Source organism: Paenibacillus sp. AGC31, from assembly GCF_057334655.1.
On the sequence record NZ_JBHFJH010000009.1, the window covers coordinates 41,881 to 64,147 of the forward strand.

At 48.5% G+C, this 22,267-nt stretch carries 20 protein-coding genes; 11 read left to right on the plus strand and 9 right to left on the minus strand.

From position 1 onward, the window contains the following. The first annotated feature begins 35 nt into the window (after nucleotides 1–35). The 3 genes from ACE04G_RS05925 (at nucleotide 36) to ACE04G_RS05935 (ending at nucleotide 2,292) form a co-directional block, all read left to right on the plus strand. Complete coding sequence (locus ACE04G_RS05925) at nucleotides 36–554, plus strand: AbrB/MazE/SpoVT family DNA-binding domain-containing protein (RefSeq protein ID WP_047840820.1); 519 nt, start codon at nucleotides 36–38, stop codon at nucleotides 552–554. Nucleotides 555–681: 127 nt separating this feature from the next. Continuing rightward, nucleotides 682–1,377 (plus strand): Crp/Fnr family transcriptional regulator, encoded by a 696-nt coding sequence (locus ACE04G_RS05930; RefSeq protein ID WP_449005159.1) that lies wholly within the window; start codon nucleotides 682–684, stop codon nucleotides 1,375–1,377. Between the two features lie 111 nt (nucleotides 1,378–1,488). Continuing rightward, nucleotides 1,489–2,292: a DNA alkylation repair protein gene (locus ACE04G_RS05935; protein ID WP_449005174.1), complete on the plus strand. Its 804-nt coding sequence runs from the start codon at nucleotides 1,489–1,491 to the stop codon at nucleotides 2,290–2,292. Nucleotides 2,293–2,418: 126 nt separating this feature from the next. Here the strand turns inward: ACE04G_RS05935 and ACE04G_RS05940 are convergent, their stop codons facing one another. Next, a complete protein-coding gene (locus ACE04G_RS05940) occupies nucleotides 2,419–2,799 on the minus strand; it encodes a DoxX family protein (protein ID WP_449005160.1) in 381 nt (126 codons plus the stop codon). Nucleotides 2,800–3,222: 423 nt separating this feature from the next. Here ACE04G_RS05940 and ACE04G_RS05945 point away from each other — a divergent pair, with 423 nt between their 5' ends. Next, the gene (locus ACE04G_RS05945; protein ID WP_026081419.1) at nucleotides 3,223–3,522 is read left to right on the plus strand and encodes a winged helix-turn-helix transcriptional regulator; all 300 of its coding nucleotides are present in this window, start codon (nucleotides 3,223–3,225) and stop codon (nucleotides 3,520–3,522) included. Between the two features lie 104 nt (nucleotides 3,523–3,626). Here ACE04G_RS05945 and ACE04G_RS05950 read toward each other — a convergent pair whose 3' ends face one another. The 5 genes from ACE04G_RS05950 to ACE04G_RS05970 form a co-directional block, all read right to left on the minus strand. After that, entirely contained in the window at nucleotides 3,627–4,631 is a 1,005-nt protein-coding gene (locus ACE04G_RS05950; RefSeq protein WP_449005161.1) for a Gfo/Idh/MocA family protein, read from the minus strand. Nucleotides 4,632–4,699: 68 nt separating this feature from the next. Further along, complete coding sequence (locus ACE04G_RS05955) at nucleotides 4,700–6,358, minus strand: glycerol-3-phosphate dehydrogenase/oxidase (RefSeq protein WP_449005162.1); 1,659 nt, start codon at nucleotides 6,356–6,358, stop codon at nucleotides 4,700–4,702. 400 nt (nucleotides 6,359–6,758) lie between these two features. Further along, nucleotides 6,759–8,246, minus strand: a complete 1,488-nt coding sequence (gene glpK, locus ACE04G_RS05960; RefSeq protein ID WP_449005163.1) for a glycerol kinase GlpK — start codon at nucleotides 8,244–8,246, stop codon at nucleotides 6,759–6,761. A 28-nt stretch (nucleotides 8,247–8,274) separates the two neighbouring features. Further along, nucleotides 8,275–8,844, minus strand: coding sequence for a glycerol-3-phosphate responsive antiterminator (locus ACE04G_RS05965; RefSeq protein WP_449005164.1), 570 nt, complete (start codon nucleotides 8,842–8,844; stop codon nucleotides 8,275–8,277). Nucleotides 8,845–9,028: 184 nt separating this feature from the next. After that, entirely contained in the window at nucleotides 9,029–9,796 is a 768-nt protein-coding gene (locus ACE04G_RS05970; protein ID WP_449005165.1) for a GTP cyclohydrolase II, read from the minus strand. Between the two features lie 323 nt (nucleotides 9,797–10,119). Between ACE04G_RS05970 and ACE04G_RS05975 the strand changes: the two genes are divergently transcribed. The 4 genes from ACE04G_RS05975 (at nucleotide 10,120) to gntK (ending at nucleotide 15,053) form a co-directional block, all read left to right on the plus strand. Continuing rightward, complete coding sequence (locus tag ACE04G_RS05975; RefSeq protein WP_449005166.1) at nucleotides 10,120–11,394, plus strand: ABC transporter substrate-binding protein; 1,275 nt, start codon at nucleotides 10,120–10,122, stop codon at nucleotides 11,392–11,394. Between the two features lie 128 nt (nucleotides 11,395–11,522). Further along, entirely contained in the window at nucleotides 11,523–12,389 is an 867-nt protein-coding gene (locus tag ACE04G_RS05980) for a carbohydrate ABC transporter permease (RefSeq protein WP_449005175.1), read from the plus strand. A gap of 20 nt (nucleotides 12,390–12,409) precedes the next feature. Continuing rightward, nucleotides 12,410–13,237: a carbohydrate ABC transporter permease gene (locus tag ACE04G_RS05985; RefSeq protein WP_036612996.1), complete on the plus strand. Its 828-nt coding sequence runs from the start codon at nucleotides 12,410–12,412 to the stop codon at nucleotides 13,235–13,237. 265 nt (nucleotides 13,238–13,502) lie between these two features. Then, on the plus strand, nucleotides 13,503–15,053 hold the full coding sequence (gene gntK, locus ACE04G_RS05990; RefSeq protein WP_339306063.1) for a gluconokinase: 1,551 nt from the start codon (nucleotides 13,503–13,505) through the stop codon (nucleotides 15,051–15,053). 227 nt (nucleotides 15,054–15,280) lie between these two features. On the opposite strand, the gene ACE04G_RS05995 is transcribed toward gntK, so the two are convergent. Further along, nucleotides 15,281–15,670: a nuclear transport factor 2 family protein gene (locus ACE04G_RS05995; RefSeq protein WP_339306065.1), complete on the minus strand. Its 390-nt coding sequence runs from the start codon at nucleotides 15,668–15,670 to the stop codon at nucleotides 15,281–15,283. Between the two features lie 375 nt (nucleotides 15,671–16,045). On the opposite strand from ACE04G_RS05995, the gene ACE04G_RS06000 reads away from it, so the two are divergent. From ACE04G_RS06000 to ACE04G_RS06010, 3 genes are all read left to right on the plus strand, one after another. After that, on the plus strand, nucleotides 16,046–16,342 hold the full coding sequence (locus ACE04G_RS06000; RefSeq protein WP_221820270.1) for an ArsR/SmtB family transcription factor: 297 nt from the start codon (nucleotides 16,046–16,048) through the stop codon (nucleotides 16,340–16,342). A gap of 65 nt (nucleotides 16,343–16,407) precedes the next feature. Further along, complete coding sequence (locus ACE04G_RS06005) at nucleotides 16,408–17,223, plus strand: hypothetical protein (protein WP_221819743.1); 816 nt, start codon at nucleotides 16,408–16,410, stop codon at nucleotides 17,221–17,223. 118 nt (nucleotides 17,224–17,341) lie between these two features. Continuing rightward, a complete protein-coding gene (locus ACE04G_RS06010; protein WP_145325010.1) occupies nucleotides 17,342–18,301 on the plus strand; it encodes an MraY family glycosyltransferase in 960 nt (319 codons plus the stop codon). A gap of 110 nt (nucleotides 18,302–18,411) precedes the next feature. Here ACE04G_RS06010 and cydC read toward each other — a convergent pair whose 3' ends face one another. Further along, nucleotides 18,412–20,349, minus strand: a complete 1,938-nt coding sequence (gene cydC, locus ACE04G_RS06015; RefSeq protein WP_449005167.1) for a thiol reductant ABC exporter subunit CydC — start codon at nucleotides 20,347–20,349, stop codon at nucleotides 18,412–18,414. Nucleotide 20,350: 1 nt separating this feature from the next. Then, nucleotides 20,351–22,267, minus strand: a complete 1,917-nt coding sequence (gene cydD / locus ACE04G_RS06020; protein WP_449005168.1) for a thiol reductant ABC exporter subunit CydD — start codon at nucleotides 22,265–22,267, stop codon at nucleotides 20,351–20,353.

A 22,267-nucleotide genomic window follows, 5' to 3' on the forward strand; every position in this document is an offset into this window, starting at 1 on the left:
AGGTTTTTAATTGTGAATATTGCGGGGGAGATGCGATGAAAAGAACCGGAATGAAGAGATCTCTGGACCGTCTTGGACGAATTGTCCTTCCCAAAGAAATGCGGGATACGATGGAAATCCATATCGGCGATCCGCTTGAGTTTTTCATTGAAGGAAAAGAGTTGATTTTAAGAAAGTACAAATCAACATTATGTATTTTTTGCGGTGATGTAGATACGGAAATGTATTTCAAAGAACAATTCATCTGCCGGACTTGTGCAATTCAATTAAAACACCCGGATGACTCTCCCGACTGGTTCGTACCTCAGAACAAACAGGCTCCTGCACCCGTGGAGCGTCCTGCTTCCAAATCCGCCCCAGTCTCATCTCCCGCTAGGGAAGAAGGGACCACAGCTGACAACCAAGAATACCCGGACCTGCGGCCCAAGACGGCACGTATGCTGCAACAGATGAAAGAAATTGTTGAACAGAATCCCGGTTTGGCTCAACAGCAAATTGCGGAAAAGCTTGGCATCAGCCAAGGACGCGTCTCTCAATTAAAAAAGTTACTATAATTAAAATGGCATTTGATCATTTATAGTCAGAAGACCTTCCGATCAGGAAGTCCCGCTGCAAGAGAACCCGTTGTTTTTCGTGGGTTCTTCTTTTTTTTATATTCATATTGTCATGAAAAGGAGTTCTATGGATAAACTTCTGTATTTATCACAATTCGACCTCATGTCCTCCTTGTCCGAGGCAGACCTGATTGAAATGGATGGGATGACTTCTATTACGACCATACCCAAAAACAGACAGATCCAGACACCGGATACGTTTACAGAAGGTTTCTATTTTGTAAAAAGGGGAAAGGTTCGTTTATATACATTAAATCCGGAGGGCAAGCAGTTCACTCTCGATATTTTGACGGAAGGTAACGTGTTTGGAGAAATGAACGGGATCTCACTCGGAACACGTGCTGTTTATATCGAAACAATGGAGGAGTGTGATATTTGCCTGATGAACAAACAACGTTTTGAACAGTTTCTGATTGAACATCCACAGTTTATGATGAGACTGATGAACGTACTAAGCGAGCGGATCAAACGAATGAGCGAGTTGACACAGACGCTCGCACTCGGAAACCTGCATGAAAAGGTGATACATAATCTCTTCCGGCTGGCTGAACAGATGGGATGGATCGAAGAAGATGAGTACTGCCGGATTCAACTTGGGCTTACCCATCAGGAGATTGCCTGGATGGCGGGAGCCACACGGGAATCGGTTACGATTGTCATGCAAGACTTGGCAAAATCTGGCCGTATTCGTACCGGATTCAAATCAGTTTCCCTTCATCGTGACGAAATTGCTACCCTCCGGAAAATCACTGCCCACTTGTAAGATGCCTTACATCCCTGTTCTCCAGCAAGTTGTATTGTATAACTGATCATGTTATACAACCAAGGAGGAATACTGTTGGATGCTAAATCAGATCTATTTATCCCTGAAGACATTCTTCTTCGCAAAGGTGCCCGTAAAGCAACGGAAATCCCGGAGCATATCCGCAATGGGCTGCAAGCAGGACATATTGAATCGGTTAATTTGACCGAATGGCTGGCTGTAGATCATGTTTCTCTTTTTCAGAAGGTTACCCATGAATGGGGAATGGATGCCAAAACCAGCGCAATTACAGAGCAGTTAAAACAGATGGATGAGCAGCGGATCATGAAAATCATCCCGGTCATAGCCATGCAATGGCTTGATCTGTTGGAACGTCTATCAGTCAATGAACAAACGAATCTCTTTCGTTCCATTGCAGAACATCGTTCAGACAGCGTTCGCTGTTGGGCGGCTTATATCATTGGGCTGGATTCCGGTCTGAACCTGACTGAAAAGTTGGAGCATATTCGGCTCTTTGCAGCAGATCATCACTTTGGTGTGAGAGAAATCGCCTGGATGGCTGTACGGGAGTCCATCTCTGCCAAATTAGCCTCAGCATTGCAACAATTAATCCCATGGAGCGTTGACCCTGATCCACTGATCCGTCGCTTTGCCATAGAATCAATCAGACCTCGCGGCGTCTGGGCCAAGCATATTCAGGAGTTAAAAGAAAATCCGGCCATGGCCCTTCCCTTGCTTGACGCGGTGAAATCCGATGCCCATAAGTATGTGCAGGATTCGGTAAGTAACTGGCTGAACGATGCCAGCAAGACCAATCCAGAGTGGGTGAAGCAGGTCTGTGCCACTTGGACTCAGCAGTCGGATACCCAACATACGCGGCGAATCGTTACACGTGCCACGCGAAGTCTTACATAAAAAAGATGACCACCGCTCCACTGGCAGTGGTCATCTTCTGCATAGGCATCCGCGTTTACATTCCTTTTGACAGGAATACCTTTTCCACGGTGAACAGCCCAATAACGTTCCCTCTTAACCTTTGACTTACGCCTGAATCGCGTCCATCTGGCCTTTTTCTTCCGCTTCCAATCTGCGCATGCCCACAATCAGGACAATGATATTAGCTACCAACAACACAGCCGGGAACGGAACAGCAGCGTATTGTGCATAGATCAGGTGACTTCCCACGGCCCCAATCAGAATGAATGTCAGTATGCCAGAAGCCAGGATGCGAGTACGTGGAATCAGCAATCCTACTGCACTAAGCAACTCCGCAGCACCGAGCAGATACATCGTCCATGTCGGATAAGAGAAACTCTCGAAGGTCTGAATCATCATGTCCGCCCCACTAATCTTGTTAAACCCAGTCATGACGAATACACCTGCTAGCACAACCAGAAAAATATAACCCAAAATCTTGTTCATATGTAGATCCTCCTAAAGCGAATTGAATGTTCCCACTATGTAATGATTATTTTTGCGATAAATAGTAAAAAAAGAATCTATGTAAAAGCTCCCAAAGGTCACTCTGTTTTCAACCGTTCAGCCCAGTTCAATTTTCAGAATAGTACGCGTTCATATTATACGTATTATTTATCACCAACTTACTTTTATGAAGTTAGTATACAATGATAAGATAATTTCTTCAAGTAATTTTTCGCAGTATGATGTATAATACATACAAAAGGTATGTTACAGTATATTTTGTAGTAACCCTCATTTACTTGGATGTCCTATATTCTTAAAGCGGCAGAAATCATGTCCTTTCATATACAACTTTGAAGAAAATAATTATGAATCGAGGTGAACACGTTGAAGCTGAAAAAAGTAAAAGCACCAAGTCCCTGTATGATCACTCAAGCCATAGACATCATAGGCAAGAAGTGGGTACTGTTAATCATGTACCAACTGTTGTCCGGACCCAAGCGGTTTACGGAGCTTGAAGCAGAGATGGCGATCAGTGGACGACTTTTATCGGAGCGATTGAAGGAAATGGAGACGGAAGGTATCGTAACCCGACACATGTTTCCCGAGATACCTCCCCGTGTAGAGTATGAATTGACACCGAAAGGCAGAGCCATTGAACCTGTCATTGATCAGATCTACAGTTGGTCATCCGACTGGTTGAAACAGCAGAAATCCGAGTAGTTGAATTGCTGCTCAATAATCTCTACTCAACACAAATACGCCTGAATCAGGCTGATCTGCGGATCATTCCCTGATTCAGGCGTATTTATATTACCTTCAACCTTTTAATGAGAAAGATGTTTAGAAGGCTGAAGCTGTACAGGCAGACCGGAATCTGCCGATGCGAGCGCTGCCGTTGTAATCTCCTGTGTACGGCAGGCATCCGTGTAATCGGACAGAATTCGTGAACGGTCTCCCGTACGCAGGGCGTGAATGAATGCTTCATTCTCACGCTCGTATGGATTATGTCCTGCCGGAATCTCCAGGCCTGCCATCGCATGTTTTGCCGCACTTGGCAGAAGCAAACGTTCCGGCGTCCAATCCCACACACCTGCATCCGTGTAGAACTGGAGCCCAGCACCGCCCTCTCCATCTGGCAACAGACATGTATTGGCGATACTTGCAATTGCTCCACTTTCCAGCTTGAGCGTCACATTTGCCACATCGGCAACGGTGACATGCTCATGCTTCTCATGCATGCTTCGCTGAGCTGCTACAGCATATACCTCCGTAACTTCTCCTGCACAATACCGAAGCAAATCTACAATATGTGTAGTCTGCTCTACGAATTGTCCTCCTGAACCTTCCTGACGCCGCCACCAGGAAACTCCGGGCATTCCGCCCATCCAGCGGCCAAGTGCCATGCCAACCGTCTGTTCTTTCATCGCTTGCTGCAGGACCTGCGCAGCCTCCTGATAACGGAAATGGTAACCTACAGAGGTTAACAAACCGCTCTTCTGTACCTGATCCAATACCTGACGCGGAACATCCATTCCAGTGCTCAAAGGTTTCTCCACCAGGAATGGAATACCGCGGCGGATTAATTCGGACTCAATCAATCCGTGAGACATCGGAGGCACACAGATATACACCGCATCCAGCTTCTCACCATCCAGCATATGTTCAAGTTCCCCGTAACCAACAGCATCATATACGGAGGCCATAGCCTCTGCCTTTTCGAGCGATGTTCCACAGACACTCGCAACACGAACACCTTCCATCCGTGCGAGAATATCCGCGTGTACCTTACTGAACCAGCCTGTTCCAATGATTCCGATCTGTAATGTCATGGATGTAATCCCCTCTCTATGTTACACGCTTACATGTTCCATTCGACTCTCGGCCTTGAAATCCTGCCTCAGATTTTGCCGGATGCTTCCAGCAACAGCTGATCCAGATCCTGTGTATGTTTAATCGCTTGCTCTTCAGACCAGTCCAGACGACCAGCCATATACGAGATAACTGCTGCTTTATAGCGACGAACTTCATCAATACGGAAGAATAAATCACCTGTTCTTCGTACCAAAAAGTCAGATGGGGTTACAGCCATCTCTTCATCAATCGCGTAATGTAGCATAAGCAATAGCTCCTGTGGCATGCCATGAAGTTCTGACTTGGTTCGTGGATCGGGCATTCGCTCATATAATGCTTCCACGTTGGAACCATACGTACGGACCAGCCGCTCCGCAGCAGGTCGAGCAAGCCCCAGGGCAACACCATCCTTGATCTTGCGCTCCGCATACGATACAAATCCAGCCGATCCCCCTACATCACCGCCGGAGATGGGCATCTTCTTCGTTACACAAGGGCCTATGGAATGCCCACTCTCCTGCTCCATCTGGCGTGCGACCAGATCAACAACCATCTCGGCCATTTTACGGTATCCGGTTAATTTGCCCCCGGCAATCGTAATCAGGTTAGAATCGGATACCCAGACTTCGTCCTTACGTGAAATTTCGGAAGGATTTTTGCCTTCCTCATGAATTAGTGGTCGTACACCCGCCCATCCAGATTCCACGTCCTCGGTACCAATGTGTACATCTGGAAACATGCCATTAACTGCATCAATCACATAATCGCGGTCCGAGTCGGAGATTAGCGGGTGTGCAGGATCGTCCTGATACACGGTGTCGGTTGTGCCTACATAGGTTTTGCCATCACGTGGGACAGCAAACACCATTCGACCATCTGGTGTATCAAAATAGACGGCCTGTCTTAATGGGAATCGTTCACCATCAAAGACCAAATGAATGCCTTTGGTCATCTGTAGCGTTTTCCCCTGGCGCGAACCATCCAATTCCCGCAGACCGTCCACCCATGGACCGGAAGCGTTGATCACCTTGCTTGCTTTTAGCGTATAGATCTGCCCATCGATCTGATCCATGGCTTCAATACCTGTAATCTTGTCATTCTCCTTCAGGAAACCTTTCGCCTTGACGTAGTTCACTGCCTGTGCCCCGCGTTTGACAGCTTCTTTCATAACTTCTATGGTGAGCCTGGCATCATCAGTCCGGTACTCCACATAGAGTCCACCACCCAACAGCCCCTGTTTGCGCAGCAAAGGTTCACTATCCGACACCGCTCCAGCATTCAACATTTGGCGCCGTTCACTGCGCTTCACCCCGGCGAGCCGGTCATACACCATCAATCCAATGGATGTGCTGAAGCGGCCGAACGTACCTGCCGTATAGATCGGTAACAACATCGGTTCCGGTGTTGTCACATGTGGCCCATTCTCATAAACGACAGCCCGCTCCCGTCCTACCTCAGCAACCATCTTCACTTCATATTGCTTCAAATAACGCAATCCGCCATGGACAAGTTTGGTCGAACGACTGGATGTACCTGCTGCAAAATCCTGCATTTCGACAAGCGCCGTCTTCAATCCACGGGAAGCCGCGTCCAATGCAATCCCTGCGCCTGTAATCCCGCCGCCAATAATTAATACGTCAAAATGTGCATTCGCCATGCTTTGCAAATATTCGGTCCGGTGTGCTGACGAGAACGTTTCTGTCATTCTTGAACCTCCCACTGATTTCCTTAATCTTTCCGTAAAAAAACAAAAAAAGGACCACGTCATTCGCTCAGCAATTGCTGAGCGGCACGTGGTCCCTCCCGATCTCCAGACATCATTTTTTAACTTGTGCCTTTATCCTATCACAGATTTTTGACGGCGTGAAGTCCTGAAATGACACATTATTCAAAAAAAATTCAAAAAGTTGTTCTGCCAAAGGATGGAATTTCAAATGAATCCACTAACCTTGTTTTTTTCCTTATAGTGGGTATATATTTTGCTCTCTCCAGGAAGAATAACCCTGTAAATCATGCATCATTTTCCACCAGTAAATATCATTTATAACATATGTTTAGTTAAAAAGTACAAATACCCACACCAAGAGATATTCATTTCATTCCTTTTATTTAAAAGCCATTGCTGCATTCACTGCACGCTTCCAGCCTGTATACAGTTCTGTCCGTTGTTCCTCAGCCATAACAGGATGGAAGACACGCTCCGTATTCTCATGATCGGCCAATTCATCCGCGTTCGTCCAATACCCAACCGCCAAACCTGCCAGATAAGCCGCACCCAATGCAGTCGTTTCGTTCACCGTTGGGCGTTCGACAGGAATGCCCAGAATATCACTCTGGAACTGCATGAGAAAATCATTAGCCGCCGCCCCGCCATCGACACGCAGAGCATGCACAGGAATACCCGAGTCGGATTCCATAGCCTCCAGTACATCTTTGGTCTGATACGCCAATGCTTCCAGTGTAGCGCGGATAAAGTGTTCCTTCGTCGTGCCGCGGGTCAGGCCAAACACTGCACCCTTGACCTCACTATCCCAATACGGACTGCCCAGTCCCACAAATGCAGGTACCATATACACGCCATCTGTCGAAGGCACGCGTGAGGCATAGTCCTCACTATCTTTTGAAGAGCGAAGCATTCTTAATCCGTCACGCAACCATTGAACCGCTGAGCCTGCAACAAAAATGCTGCCTTCAAGCGCATATTCAACCTTGCCATTCATCCCCCAGGCAATGGTCGTAATCAGTCCGTGATCCGATTCTACCGGGTTCTCTCCTGTATTCATGAGCATGAAACATCCGGTACCATATGTATTTTTCATACTGCCCTTGGTATAACAGCCCTGACCAAACATCGCTGCCTGCTGATCTCCTGCGGCCCCCGCAATCGGAATCCGATGACCGAAGAAATGATAGTCTGTCGTGTGTGCATATACCTCGGATGAACCTCGCACCTCTGGCAGCATGGCCTTAGGAATGTCGAGAATACTTAACAATTCGTCATCCCATTGCAGATCATAGATGTTATACATCAGTGTACGTGAAGCATTGGATATATCCGTAACGTGGGTGCCCCCGCTTAGTTTCCAGATCAGCCAGCTATCAATCGTGCCAAACAACAGTTCACCCTTCTCTGCCCGCTCTCGGGCACCAGGGACATGATCCAGAATCCATTTGACCTTCGTTCCCGAGAAGTAGGGATCGATCAATAATCCTGTTTTGCGGCGAAAAAGGTCCCCGAGACCCTGCGTCTTCAATTCTTCACAGATATCTGCGGTCTGTCTGGATTGCCATACCACTGCATTATAGATGGGTCTGCCTGTTTCTTTGTCCCATACCACAACGGTCTCCCGCTGATTGGTAATTCCAATCCCGGCAATCTGAACAGGTTTGATCCCGCTCTCTGCCAGACATGAAGCCATCACGGCAAGAATGGAACTCCAGATTTCATTGGCATTCTGCTCTACCCAACCCGGCTTAGGGAAATATTGGGGGAATTCCTGCTGAGCAATGTGCACAATCTCCCCGCCGTGGTTAAATAGAATGGCCCGGGAGCTCGTCGTTCCTTGATCCAGAGCCAAAATATATTTTTCCATACAGACAACCTCCAGTTGTGGGTTCTTTTTACGATGTAAGCGATTTCTCGAAGTGTCGGATCAGATCTGTGTTGGATGTGGTCACTGCCGTAGCCCCGACGCCAAGCGCAAGTTCAACCTCTTCCGGTGAACGGATCAGTCCCCCCGCAATAATGGGGATACCTGTACGTACAGATACTTCCGCAATAATATGCGGAATGACACCAGGTAGTACTTCAATATAATCCGGTTGGGTTTTAGCCAGCAGCAGATAACTTTTCTCCAGTGCATGGGTATCCAGCAGAAAAATACGTTGTATGGCTGTAATGCCTTTCTGCTTCGCCTTTTGAATTACACTTGCCCTTGTAGAGATCAGTCCTGCCGGACGAATGTGCTGACACAGATACTCTGCCGCATACTCATCGTTTTTCAATCCCTGTACCAGATCTGCATGCAAAAGTATCTTTTTGTCATACCGCCGCGCCTCGTCCATTACACTCTGAAGCTGTGCAATATGGGTTTCCAGCATCACCCCATAGGTATAAGGGCCTTCAATCATCGCTTCAAACTGCCTCATGCTCTTTGCAGCCGGCAATATACGTTGTCCCTCAAATGGCACCTTCGTTCCTCCCGCATTCATCAGATGCCTATATTGTATAATCCGCACTGCGGGAACGGCAAGCCATTCCGTGAATCAGGAAACCCTGATCGCTACCCTATCATCCATAGCAAAAAGCCGCTGCTGTACTTCTCCAGAACGAAGAGTACTACAACGACTAATCAATTACGTCTATTAATAATGATTAAGCCTGCGCATGCGGAAGTAGCGTCTCTGCCCCAGCCCAGCCATCATTTTCTGACAAGTGACCGGAACGATTCACTTTTGTTTGCAGATATTTCTCGTTGAAAGCAGAGCGATCTCCCCAGAGTGGGACACGTCCGCCCACATTCAATCCCGCTTCCTGCAAGGCAGCCAGCTTCCGTGGATTGTTGGTGATCAGTGTAACTGGTGCAGAGCGAAGCGCACGCAACACAGCAATTGCATCATCATAATTACGAGCATCGTCCGTGAATCCGAGCTGCAAGTTCGCATCTACCGTATCCAGACCTTCTTCTTGCAAAATGTACGCCATCGCTTTGCTGAACAGACCAATGCCACGTCCCTCATGGTTCGCAAGATAAAACAGTGCACCCGCTCCATGAGCGGCGATCATTTTCATGGATTGCTCCAATTGGAAGCCGCAATCACAGCGTTTGCTGCCAAAGATGTCGCCTGTATGACAGATGCTATGCATCCGGATCAGCGCTTCTTGTGCGTTGGCAAAGTCACCATACACCAGAACACTGGATTGTTGACGCTCTGCCAGTTCAGCTTCAGCAAGAGATTCAATTAACTCGCCGCTCTCCATCGCTTTGTCTGATTTCATCCAGCTGTACCACTGGAATGTCTTGGTCTCTCCATTGAGGTTTACGGGGAGCTTAATCGGCCCCACGAGGTATATAAACTCTTTTCCACTCGGAAAAGTCTGAATTTTGGGGGCAAGTAGTTGAATAATATGTGAATTGATCATTGTCGTTCCTCCTGTTTAGGCCAACTTGTATGTTGATTGATTCGCATCCAGCGTGAAATTGGATCACTTGGATGTTATATAGTACGTATCTATATTATTCTCATCATCATTAGTTACTTTATGTAAGTTAGTTTAGAATAAAAATTATAAAGTGTCAAGTAACTTTTATTTTTAAAGTAACTACTAAAATTATGTTACGCAACGGACACAAATATGTGTTTCATTTCGGGAATATTGGGTATGAGTTTATAAACTGCTCATACACTAATGTTGTAGTCCAAAGCACTTCATGCCTCGAACTTAACAATGAGGGGGTTATGCACATGATCCGCCGGAAAAGAACATGCTGGACAGCCATACTGATGGTCTGCGTCCTGCTCATAAGCGGATGCTCCATCTGGCCCGGACAGGACGATTCAGCGAACAACAAAAAGGTAGCGCTTACACTATGGTACTGGAATCGTTCCATCGATGATAAGTTGATTGCCAGGGCTAAGGAAAAGTTCCCCAATATTGAACTGACAGCTCAGAAAATCGGCGGTGATTTCAAAGCAAAGCTCAAAACAACACTCGCTGCACGCTCAGGTGAACCAGACATTGTGGCATTGAACGACTGGATCATGGAGCTATTCCCCAGTGAGGACCGTTTCTATAATCTGTATGATCTCGGTGCAGGAGATATTGAAGACCAATATCTGCCGTGGAAATGGAAGCAAGGCGTTACACCAAGTGGACAGATGATCGGGTTTCCGATGGATACCGGACCGACTGCCCTCTTCTACCGGGAAGATCTGTTTAAGGAAGCCGGATTGCCATCTGAACCCGAAGACGTTACACGCCAGATTAACAGCTGGGATGCATATGCCGCTGCTGGAGAACAGCTCAAGGAGAAATTCGGAGGCAAGGTATATCTGACCGATAACATTGGAAGCGTTTACAACCAAGTGCTGTCCCAAGGAGCTGAACGTTATTTCCGTCCGGATGGTTCATTCATCGGCATGGATTCTGCTCTGGTACGAACAAGCTGGGATACCTCCATAGCTTTCAAAGAGAAGGGACTACTTGCCAATGCAGACGGCTGGACTCCGGGCTGGAACGCCGCAATGAATAATGGCGAAATCGCCTCGTTCGTAGGTGCTGTCTGGATGAAACAAGTTCTTCAGGAAGCCGCTCCCGATACATCCGGGAAGTGGCGGGTCGCTCGGGCACCAGGGGGAGATGGCAATAACGGGGGATCCTTCCTGTCCATCCTGAAGTCGAGTGAACATCCTCAGGAAGCCTTTGAACTGGTTCGCTGGCTGCAAAGTCCCGAGAATCAGCTCGAGCAATATCAGACATTGAACCTGTTCCCTTCTGCCCCAGGTGTATTTGATGATCCTGCCATGAAAGAAAAAGAACCTTTCTTCGGTGGACAGGCGACAGGGCCTGTATTTGCCGAATCGGCACAGGAGGTGCCGGATGCTTTCTTTGGCGAACGATACCCATCCGTACACAACATTATCACCCGGCGGCTGAATGATGTCGCGAAGCAAAATGCCGATCCTCAGCAGGTCTGGACGGATACGGTGCACCGCGTCGAGCGGGAATTACAGCGTTAACCTGAAGAACGTGTGGTTTCGTTATCCGCAAAGGAGGAATTCATATGGCTGTAACTGAACCTCGTCTTACTCCCGATCCCGGAAATGCAAGACCTGATCTGGATCGGCAGAAGTCACTGTGGTCCAGGATGTGGGAGCATCGTGCACTTTATGTTGCGATATCGCCGTTTTATATTCTGTTTGCGGTATTTGGCCTGTTCCCGATCGGGTTCTCACTCTATCTGGCCTTTCATAAATGGGATGGCATCGGTGTCATGACGTACAACGGGTTCAACAATTTCAACTACATGCTGACCGATGCCGAGTTCTGGCAAGCCGTGGGCAATACGTTCATGATCTGGATCTATTCGACGATTCCAATGCTCTTCTTCGCCCTGATTATTGCCTTTCTGCTGCATGCACCATTTGTGAAGTTCCGCACCCTGTTTCGGGTTGGTTATTTCCTGCCGAACGTCACGTCCATCGTGGCGGTGGCCATCATCTTCGGTGCCTTGTTTGCCAACAATTATGGCTTTCTCAATTATCTGTTGCAGTCGGTCGGGCTACCGGTTGTGGAGTGGCTAAATGCACCATGGGGCATCAAAGTCGCAATCTCCTCCATGGTGGTCTGGCGCTGGACCGGATATAACGCCGTCATCTATCTGGCGGGATTACAGAGTATCCCGCAGACATTATACGAAGCAGCCAAAATTGACGGTGCATCAGCGATACAGTCCTTTTTCCGAATTACGATTCCGATGTTGCGTCCTGTGATCCTGTTTACGGTCATTACATCAACGATTGGCGGTATGCAGCTGTTCACCGAGCCACAAGTATTGGTAGGTAACGATGGTGGCGCGGGTGCAGCAGGTATGACGATTGTACTGTACCTCTACCGTGAATCCTTCATTAACAATTACTTCGGATATGGGGCTGCTGTTGGCTGGGGTATGTTCCTCATTATCGCCCTGTTCTCGATTGTGAACTGGAAGCTTGTTCAAGGCAAATCATCCTGATGTGATAAGGGGGAGCGCACATGGCGACCAAACACCTCAAATCGCTGGTGTTGTATACCGGTCTTATCGGGGGCATGCTCATATCCATGTTCCCGTTCTATTGGCTGATTGTAATGTCCACCCGGACAACGTCCGATATCTATAAGTTCCCGCCCCAGCTCTGGTTCGGGGGTGAACTGTGGAATAACATCACGCGGGTGTTGCAGCAGATTGATTTCTGGGGAGCTTTTCTGAATACGTTGTTTGTGTCAGGCCTCGTAACGATCCTGGTGCTGTTTTTTGACTCACTGGCGGGGTTTGCGTTTGCGAAGTTTGAATTTCCCGGCAAAAAGTGGCTCTTCATCCTGCTACTCGCCACCATGATGGTACCTTCGCAGCTGTCGCTGGTGCCTTCCTTCGTGCTGATGGCTACGTTCGGCTGGGTCGGTTCCTTCAAGGCCCTGATTATTCCGGGCATGGTGAACGCCTTCGGCATCTTCTGGATTCGCCAATATGCTACGGAGTCCATTCCGAACGATCTGCTGGATGCAGGCCGCATCGACGGCTGTAATTTCTTCCGACTCTATTGGAACGTGGCACTGCCAATCTTGCGACCTGCCTTTGCTTTCCTCGGCGCATTCACCTTTATCGGGGTATGGAATGACTACCTGTGGCCTTTGATCGTCCTGACAGATGAACGCAAGTATACGTTGCAGATTGCGTTGTCTCAATTGAACGGACTGTATAATACAGACTATGCCATGGTTATCGCGGGTACATTGCTCGCCGTTATTCCGCTTATCGTCATGTTCCTGTTCATTAGCCGTCAGTTTATTTCGGATATCGCCGCAGGAGCAGTGAAGGACTAAGATTGTGGCATTTTGATCCATCCCTCAAGTCTGATATTCTTATCTATAGATGAAATAACAGATGCCATATAAGTTGGATGAATGGCGCCACGTTGGCGGAGGGGACAGAAAGAGCCTGAAGAAATGGAGTAAAAAGCTTTCCAGAGGAAAGCTACTTCGAAAGCATATGCTTCGCATTTACGCGATCGGAAGGCTTTCTGTACCCGAAGTGTTAACGTGTAACAGCATTCATTCACTTATATATTTAAGAAAGAGGGATGACAAAATGGCTTCTTCACCCTATATGATCGGCGTAGATATCGGCACGACCTCCACCAAGGCCGTCTTGTTCGAACAGAACGGAACCATTGTGGCTCAAGGCAGTGCCGATTATCCGCTACACACCCCCACACCTGCGATTGCGGAGCAGGATGCGGAAGATATTTTCAAAGCAGTCATCGAATCCGTTAAACAGGCCACGTCCAAAGCGGGAGTGAAGCCAGAGGACATCCTGTTTGTATCCTTCAGTTCGGCCATGCACAGCATTCTGCCTGTCGATCAACACGGCAAACCGCTAATGCGGGCCATGACTTGGGCAGATAATCGCAGTGCCGAGTGGACCGAAGCACTCAAATTGGAGATGAATGGTCACGAAATCTATCTGAGAACAGGTACGCCGATTCACCCGATGTCCCCTCTCACCAAAATCATGTGGCTCACCCGGGATCAACCGGAACTGTTCAGACAGACGTACAAATTCATATCCATGAAAGAATATGTTTTCTATAAATTATTTTCTGAATACGTCATTGATCACTCGATGGCCTCCGCCACCGGGCTCATGAATCTGGAGAAACTCGACTGGGATGCAGAAGCGCTACATGTGGCGGGCATTACGCCGGAACACCTATCCCGATTGGTCCCAACCACACATGTGTTGAAACATGGACTGCACCCGGAATACGCCAAGGAGATGGGCATTGCGGTCACCACACCATTTGTCATCGGAGCCAGTGATGGTGTGCTCTCCAACTTGGGCGTGAATGCCATTGACCCAGGCGTCGTGGCCGTAACCATTGGTACTAGCGGAGCGATTCGTACGGTCGTGGATAAACCAGTGACCGATCCAAAAGGACGTTTCTTCTGTTATGCGCTCACGGAGGATGCCTGGGTCATTGGCGGACCGGTTAACAATGGCGGTGTTATTTTCCGCTGGATTCGGGACGAGTTTGCGGCTTCCGAGGTGGAAACGGCGAAGCGACTTGGCATCGATCCGTATGAAGTGCTCACTCGTGTTGCTGAGAACGTACCTCCCGGTTCGGAAGGTCTCTTGTTCCATCCGTACATGACAGGTGAGCGGGCTCCGCTCTGGAATCCGAACGCACGGGGTTCGTTCTTCGGCCTGACGCTGCATCATAAGAAAGAACATATGATTCGCGCTGCGCTCGAAGGTGTGTTGTTCAACCTTTATACCGTCATGCTGGCAATTGAAGAAAAGATCGGTCGTCCGAAGAAAATTCAGGCGACAGGCGGCTTCGCCCGCTCTGAGTTGTGGCGTCAGATGATGGCAGATATTTTCGATCAGGATGTCATCATTCCTGAAAGTATCGAAAGCTCCTGCCTCGGCGCAGCTGTACTGGGCTTGTACGCCCTTGGCCGCATCGATTCCCTGAGTGCCGTCTCCGGCATGATCGGATCAACACATCGGCACCAGCCTGACCCGGAAAGTGTCCGCGTGTACCGTGAACTGCTGCCGATCTTCATCCGCATCTCCCGCAAATTCGAAGAAGAGTATGCAGATATCGCTGCCTTTCAGAATAAGACGATGCAGGGGTAGGGAAGGCGTGCATGTACGTTTATGAGGACCCTCCCGCCATGTTTTAGACATGCGGGAGGGTCTTTTTCATTTACATATCTTCATGTACAGTTTTTATGTACCAATTTTCTTGCAGAAACTGTGTTATTGGATAGATGAAGCCTTCGTCCTCAGTGTCTATCAAATTAGCTAAATATGCCACACAAAAAAAGCCCCACAGTTCGAAAGACTGTGGGGCTTCTGCACTATTACTGATTATACTTGCTGAACGCATTCTGATCGGCCTGTACATTCTCCAGATACACAATCTGGCCCGTATCATTCACTCGCGCGATATCAATGCCTGCTTTGGCATATACCGATCCGTCTGCCGTTTGTCCGCATACTGCCCAGTTCGTTTGGTAGCTGCCGTCAGGCTGTTGCACCCACGCGTCCCACATATGTTTTACGTCTTTATTGTATTCGTAGAAAGCCTTCATGAAACCATCGAATCCTGTTCGACTGGTGCCGTTAAGCACAATCTCTGCGTCCGGTGTAAACAGGGACAATAAGTCCTCCATGGCGCGCTCGTCTGTGCGTGAAGCATCAAATAAACGGAAATAGTTGTTCAACAGTGTAGTGGTATTTATAGTACTCATTCATATTCCTCCTAGAATAAAAAATCCGATTTCCAATCTTTAAGTTCGAATATTTTCGAACTATTGAAAAGAAATGTATCATACTTCTTATACTGCCTGCAAGAAATATATAAGTTGAGACCGACTTTTACACTAACACGGAGAGTGCAGAACCAATCTGAAGAAGCGAAGCGTGCGCATTTATCACCGGATTTTTCCCTTGGAGCAAGGGAATAAAGAAAATCTGGGGATAAGAGCGATCGAAAGATGGTACTGCAATCGGAGTAAACAAGTGTAATAGTTACAGTTCAACTTCTATAGTTCGAAATTTTTCAAACATTGAAAGGTACAGCCGAATATGCTAACGTCATAGATATGAGAACTCCAACGATACCTATGGCTTCGGAATTCAAGCTGACCACGGTCTGCAATGCATTGGGTGATCCAATACGCATGAAAATTGCACACTGTCTGGCCAGCTCTGGCGAGAAAAACTGTTCCGCCTTCGAAGTAGACCATATTTCCAAATCCACGTTGTCCCATCACATCAAAATTTTGCGTGAAGCTGGCGTGATCCAGCCGCGTATTGTAGGTAAACAGCACTTTTATTCCCTACGAAAGGAAGAACTAAATACACGTTTTCCAGGACTAGTCGAGATGATTCTGAATACATCCGCGGAATACGCACATTAAGCAGGTCTGAGATAGAATAATCACAATGATCATGATCGCAATTCCCATATAAGGAGGCTAACCATATGGACAAAAAAGCGGCAAAGATACTGCTGAGCACATTCTGGGGAGGCGGCGGCTGGAAAACAACTTCCGCACCCTTCTCTGGAGATGAATTTGAATATGCCAAGAGCAAAGGCGTTATGTTCGACCCACTCACGATCACGCATGATGAGATTGTCCAGCGTCTGTACGCCATGCATCAGGATGACTCCTTCAAGGAACGCGTGATTTCGGCCTTTCTACATAGTCTGTCCACCAAAAAAGTCTACCTGCGCAGCGCATTATCCAGCTGGGCTTTAACATCGAACATGCCTTTACACACCTACGCGGAACGCCCTGCCCTTCACGCTAATACCAGTGCCTGTGGAGATTGCAATTTCCTGCGTTTGCAGTCAGACAAGGAATATTCCAACGTCGACCTAAACGTCCTGAACTTTGAACGGATCAAGTGGGGCGGCGTACGGCATGGCTGGCTTATCTACTGCCTGATGGATCTAGAATTACTGCTTCAGGACAACGATGCAAGTTATGAAGTAACTCCTGAAGACCAAGCCATCCTGGTCAACCTGCTTAAAGCAGCTCAGACGGAAGACCCTAAAGACAGTGCTCGCTCACTGGAGAAAAAGTGGAAGGATCTCTTCCCTTCCAGCAAACAGGAGCGAGATGCCCTGCTGGAAATCTGGGCGGCAGCAGGCATACTGGTTCCTGGAGATAAACCAAGAAAACGCAAAGGTGGTTCCAGCGATTTTGTCTTTGCAGCAACCTGGCAAGGTGATGATGGATATCATGCTGAAGCCGTAAAACATTATTTTGGCTCCTATCTTCCTCAAATGCGATAAAACCTGAACTTTTGCTCACCTTTACGTACGTCTGGTTACAATAATGACATCGACAGATTTCCTGTTTAACTCGTATAATAAGGGGAAATTGGTAGATGGGAGTGAAACAAGCGAGTTTATGGTATACATACTGGCTTTTATAGTGTCTTTTGCTGTCGTGGTTCTGCTTATTCCGCCGCTTGGTCGACTGGCTCATCGGCTCGATTTTGTGGACAAGCCTCGAGAAGATGTGGAGCGTAAGCTGCACAGGCAACCTATCCCGCTCACGGCGAGTTACGCGATATTTACTGGATTTTTCCTGACATACATTGCTCTGACGAAAGAAATCACATGGGAAACGGCGGCCCTGGTCGCTGGTGGTATGCTTTTGCTAACGATTGGTACCGTCGACGACTGGTACAAAACAAAAGGCAAAGATTTCCCTGCCCTGCCCAAGATGCTCGTACAGGTCTCTGCGGCAGTACTCGTATTTGCTTCAGGTATTGCGTTCACCGGATTCGTGAATCCCTTCAACGCGGAATATGTCATGCTTCCAATCTGGCTGCAATTCATTCTAACGATCCTGTGGATCTTCGGGGTGACAACAGTCATCAACTTCTCGGACGGCATGGACGGACTGGCTGGCGGATTATCGGCCATCTCGGCGATTACCCTGTTCATCGTGGCCCTTGCCAAAGGCCAAAGTGATTCTGCACTCATGTCGATCATTCTGGTCGGTGTGACGATCGGTTATCTGAAGTACAACAAAGCTCCTGCCAAAGTGTTCATGGGCGATGCAGGTGCTACGTTCCTCGGCTTCATTCTGGCGGTTATTGCTCTGGATGGTGCATTCAAACAAGCAACCATGTTGTCCATTTTCATTCCGATTCTGGCGCTGGGTGTACCGATCTTTGATAACATCTTTGTCGTTATTAAACGCTTCATTCAAGGTAAAGCGATCTATCAGGCCGATGCAAGTCAAGCTCATTATCGACTGCTGCGTGCCGGATTGAATCATAAACAGGTTGTTGCTGTGCTCTATCTCGTCAGCACTTGTCTGTGTCTGTCCTCCATTATTTTAATGTTGGTGGAAATGTAATTATCCGCAACCAAAAGCGGTCATATCGAAATGTAAAAAGAGACGAGTCCAAGATTTCTTGGCTCGTCTCTTTGTTATGCTTATATGGTTCGGCGCTAACAGGCTCCCACTTATCTCGAAGCTACGGGTGGCAACGATTGTGTCTGTTGCTGCCGACCTGTCCATCCGGGTCGATCAAGTTCGATAAGACGGCGGTATCGCTCTTCTCCAGACAGCAATTGTTCGTGAGAACCCTGCATGGCAATTTTTCCATTTTCCATAAAAATAAGTTCGTCCATCTGTTCCGCACCAATCAGGTGATGGGTGACCCAGATCATCGTTTTGCCTTGCAAGCTGTCCAGAATGGTCCGCATCAGTTCGCGTTCCGTCACCGGATCAAGCCCTACGGTTGGTTCATCCAATATAATAACAGGCGTCTCCCGGAGCAGTACCCGGGCCAGAGCAATCCGTTGCCTTTCCCCACCGGAGAAACGCAGCCCCGTCTCCAGCATCGGTGTATCATATCCCTGCGGCAAGGATTCGATCAGACCGGATAAACCTACTTGGGCGGCCACCTGACGAATCTCCTCATCCGTTGCATGTGGACGACCAATCCGCAAATTATTCGCTACCGTGGTGTCGAACAGGTGTGGGCTCTGATTCAACACCGCAATGACATCAGTGACACTCTCACCCAAGGTCTGCACAGACATATTATTGACCAGAACTTTCCCCCCAGATGGACACAAAGCCCCCTGAATCAGCTTCAACAATGTTGATTTGCCGCCGCCGCTTCGTCCAAGGATGGCTAATCGTTTGCCTTGTGGCAGATGAAGGGATACGTCCTGTACGGCGTAGGAATCATCTGCTGCATAACGGTAACTTACGCGATTAATCTCGATGTCTGCTCTGAGTTTCGGTGGAATGCGAAGACGAATTCGTCTGTCCGGAATATCATTCGCAGCTGGCAAGGACTCCGATGTCTGTCCAGCCAATCCGTTGCCGTTTTTTACTACAGAGATCGATTCGCCCGTTCCGTCAGCATCACCGGCTCCATTTTGCAACGGAAGATGCTCTTTCCCTTCGAGCTGCTTCAAGCGATCCAGCGATTCTCGATACTGTGGAAGATGCTCCACCGCATCCCCTACAGGCACAAGTGTTTCCGTAAGTGGAAATAACACCAGCACAAAAGCAGCAATCATCACGGCAGGTAAGTGCCCAACAGCAGCGGCATTTCCAGCCCATAACGTAACCGATACCACCAGCAGGCCAATGACAGACTGGGCTATCAGATCACGCCAGCGTGTCCAGCGCCGCAACTTGCGACGAACTGTGTCGACCTGTTCTTCTGCCTCTTCCTGCTGCTGAACAAATTCTGCTGCTCGTCCACTTGCAAGCCAATCTCCCAGTCCAAGCACACCGTCAGTCAGACGGGTATACAACGTGCTGTTTTCCTTTTTCAGCCGTACACGCCATCTCCACGTCACTTTCAGAGAGAGGGCAGGTAACACGGCAACGAGAAATAACATATACAAGCCCATCCACACCGCAAATCCCAGATCCACACTACCAAAGACAATCACAGCCCCACCGTACATCACAAGCGCGGTAACGGCGGGGAAGACTGTACGCAGATAAATATCCTGCAGCCGCTCCACATCATCGGCGAGTGCTCCAAGTACATCCCCGGTCTGCATACGAGAACGCAGGAACAGGGCCTGCGGCTCCAGAATGCGATACAGCTTCACCCGTTGATCGGCCAACACCCGCAATACGGCATCATGTCCTGCCAATCGCTCGATATATCGAAACACGGCGCGGAATATCCCAAATGCACGTACACCAACAATGGGTACATACACCATCAAAATATTTTCAGGACGCAGCGCAGACTTGGAGATCAGAAATCCGGAGGTGAACAGCAGCAGTACCGCACACAAGGCAGCGCATGTACCCAGCGCAATGACTGCAATGAATCTCCAGCGGTACTGTGCCACATACGGAGCAATCCAGCTATTTTTTTCTTTTCCGTTACGGACGGTCTCCATATGCTCATATCCGGACTTCATTTTATATCGCCTCCATCTGGGCCTGAATCATCTGATAATATACACCTTGTCGTGCCAGTAATTCCTGATGTGTTCCCGTCTCTGCCACCGTGCCGCCATCCATGACAATAATTCGATCCATATGTGGCATCCAGTGCAGACGATGGGTAGCCAAAAATACAAGTTTTCCTTCAAATAGCGGCAGCATCGTCTGTTTCAGTTCATACTCTGTCTCTACATCCAGATGAGCTGTCGGTTCATCAAGCAACAGGATATTTCGTTGACTAAGCAGAGCTCTTGCCAGAGCCACCCGTTGCTCCTGCCCACCACTGAGCTGTCTGCCACCAGCCCCAATGAGCTCATGCAGCCCACCGGATAATGAAGACAGTAGCTTGGTTAATCCAGCTGCGCTAATGGCCTTCGCCACTTCCGTATCTGATGCCTCCGGCATGTAGAAACGAACGTTATCCGCTAGACTTCCGCTGAAAATATACGGATGCTGCGGAATGGCTGCCGTCTGTCTTCGCCAGGATTCAAGCAGATCCTGTGTCACAGGCTGTCCGTTGGCTAATACTTGGCCTGAAGTAGGAAGCTGAAATCCAGCCAATACATCAATCAACGTGGACTTGCCTGCTCCGCTGGCGCCAATAATACCAATTTTGCCAAGACCCGTGATCTGAAATGTGACATCCTTTAGCGAATAAGGACCTTCATCATCATGCCGTACCTGTACATCCGTTAGTGCCAACCTGCTATTCTCATTCCAAGAGAACACTAAGGAAGAGGAAGAAACAAGCTCAGGAGTAGTAGAAACAGAAGCAGGATCAGGAGCAAAATGTCCCGCAGCCGTTTTATCATTCAACATGACACGTATGGTCGAAGTAGCAGCTTTCCTATTACCCGAAGATAATGATGGTGCAGATCCAGCTTCGTCCTCTTCCCTAACCGGATGTGCAACAACATTTGCATAGGCTTCTTTCTGTTTCCGTTCAGCAGCTTTCCCCCGTTCAATCACCTGATTAATGGCCGCTCCGGCTTCCTTACCGTCCAATGTGGCATGATAATCAGCGCCGAGCATACGTACAGGCAGGAAATATTCGGATGCCAGAATCAGTACCGTCAAAGCAGGGCCGAGCAGCATATGCCCCTCCGTCAGACGTAATCCCAGACCAACTGCTACGGAAGCAACGGACAGCATGGTGAAGAAGTCGAGGGCAAACGAAGAAAGAAAGGCCATGCGCAAGGTAGACATCGTCGCTTTCCAATACCGCTGACTGACCCGCAGAATGGACCCTTCGTGTGTTTTGCTTTGTCCCAATGTTTTCAGCGTCTCCAGACCACGCAGGGTATCAACAAAATGGTTAGCGAGTGCTTTGTAGGATCTGAATTGTCCGTCTATCTTCCGCTGCGCTGCGAGGCCAATCAGAATCATGAACACAATCAGGATTGGGAGTGTCAGCATCAGAATAACCCCGGACATCAGATCCAGCTTGAACACATACAGCAGAATGACGATGGGTGTGAATCCTATGCCCAGCATGCGAGGAATGAACAGTTCCAGATAGGTCTTGTATTGGGCTGTGCCCTCACGTGCCAGCGTAACCAGATGGCCTGTGCCCTCCGTCTTGGCATAACGCGGTCCAAGCCTGAACCACTGCTCCACCATCTGTCTGCGCAGATCGGTTCCCGTTCTCTCCGCATATCTTGAGGTCACGAGTTGTAACCAGAAAGATAGGGCATAGCGGGCGGCAAAAGCAGCCAGGAACAGCAGTAGTACCGGGTACTGCTCCGTTACGGATGAACCTTCAAACAATGCCGTGATGGCCTGTGCCAGCCATTTGGCTTGCATAATGATCGTCATCGCCTGCAACAGTACCAGCGCTGATGCCAGCGCGATTACAGGCCGGATGCCCGGCAGCTTCATCAGCCCCCGTCCCAT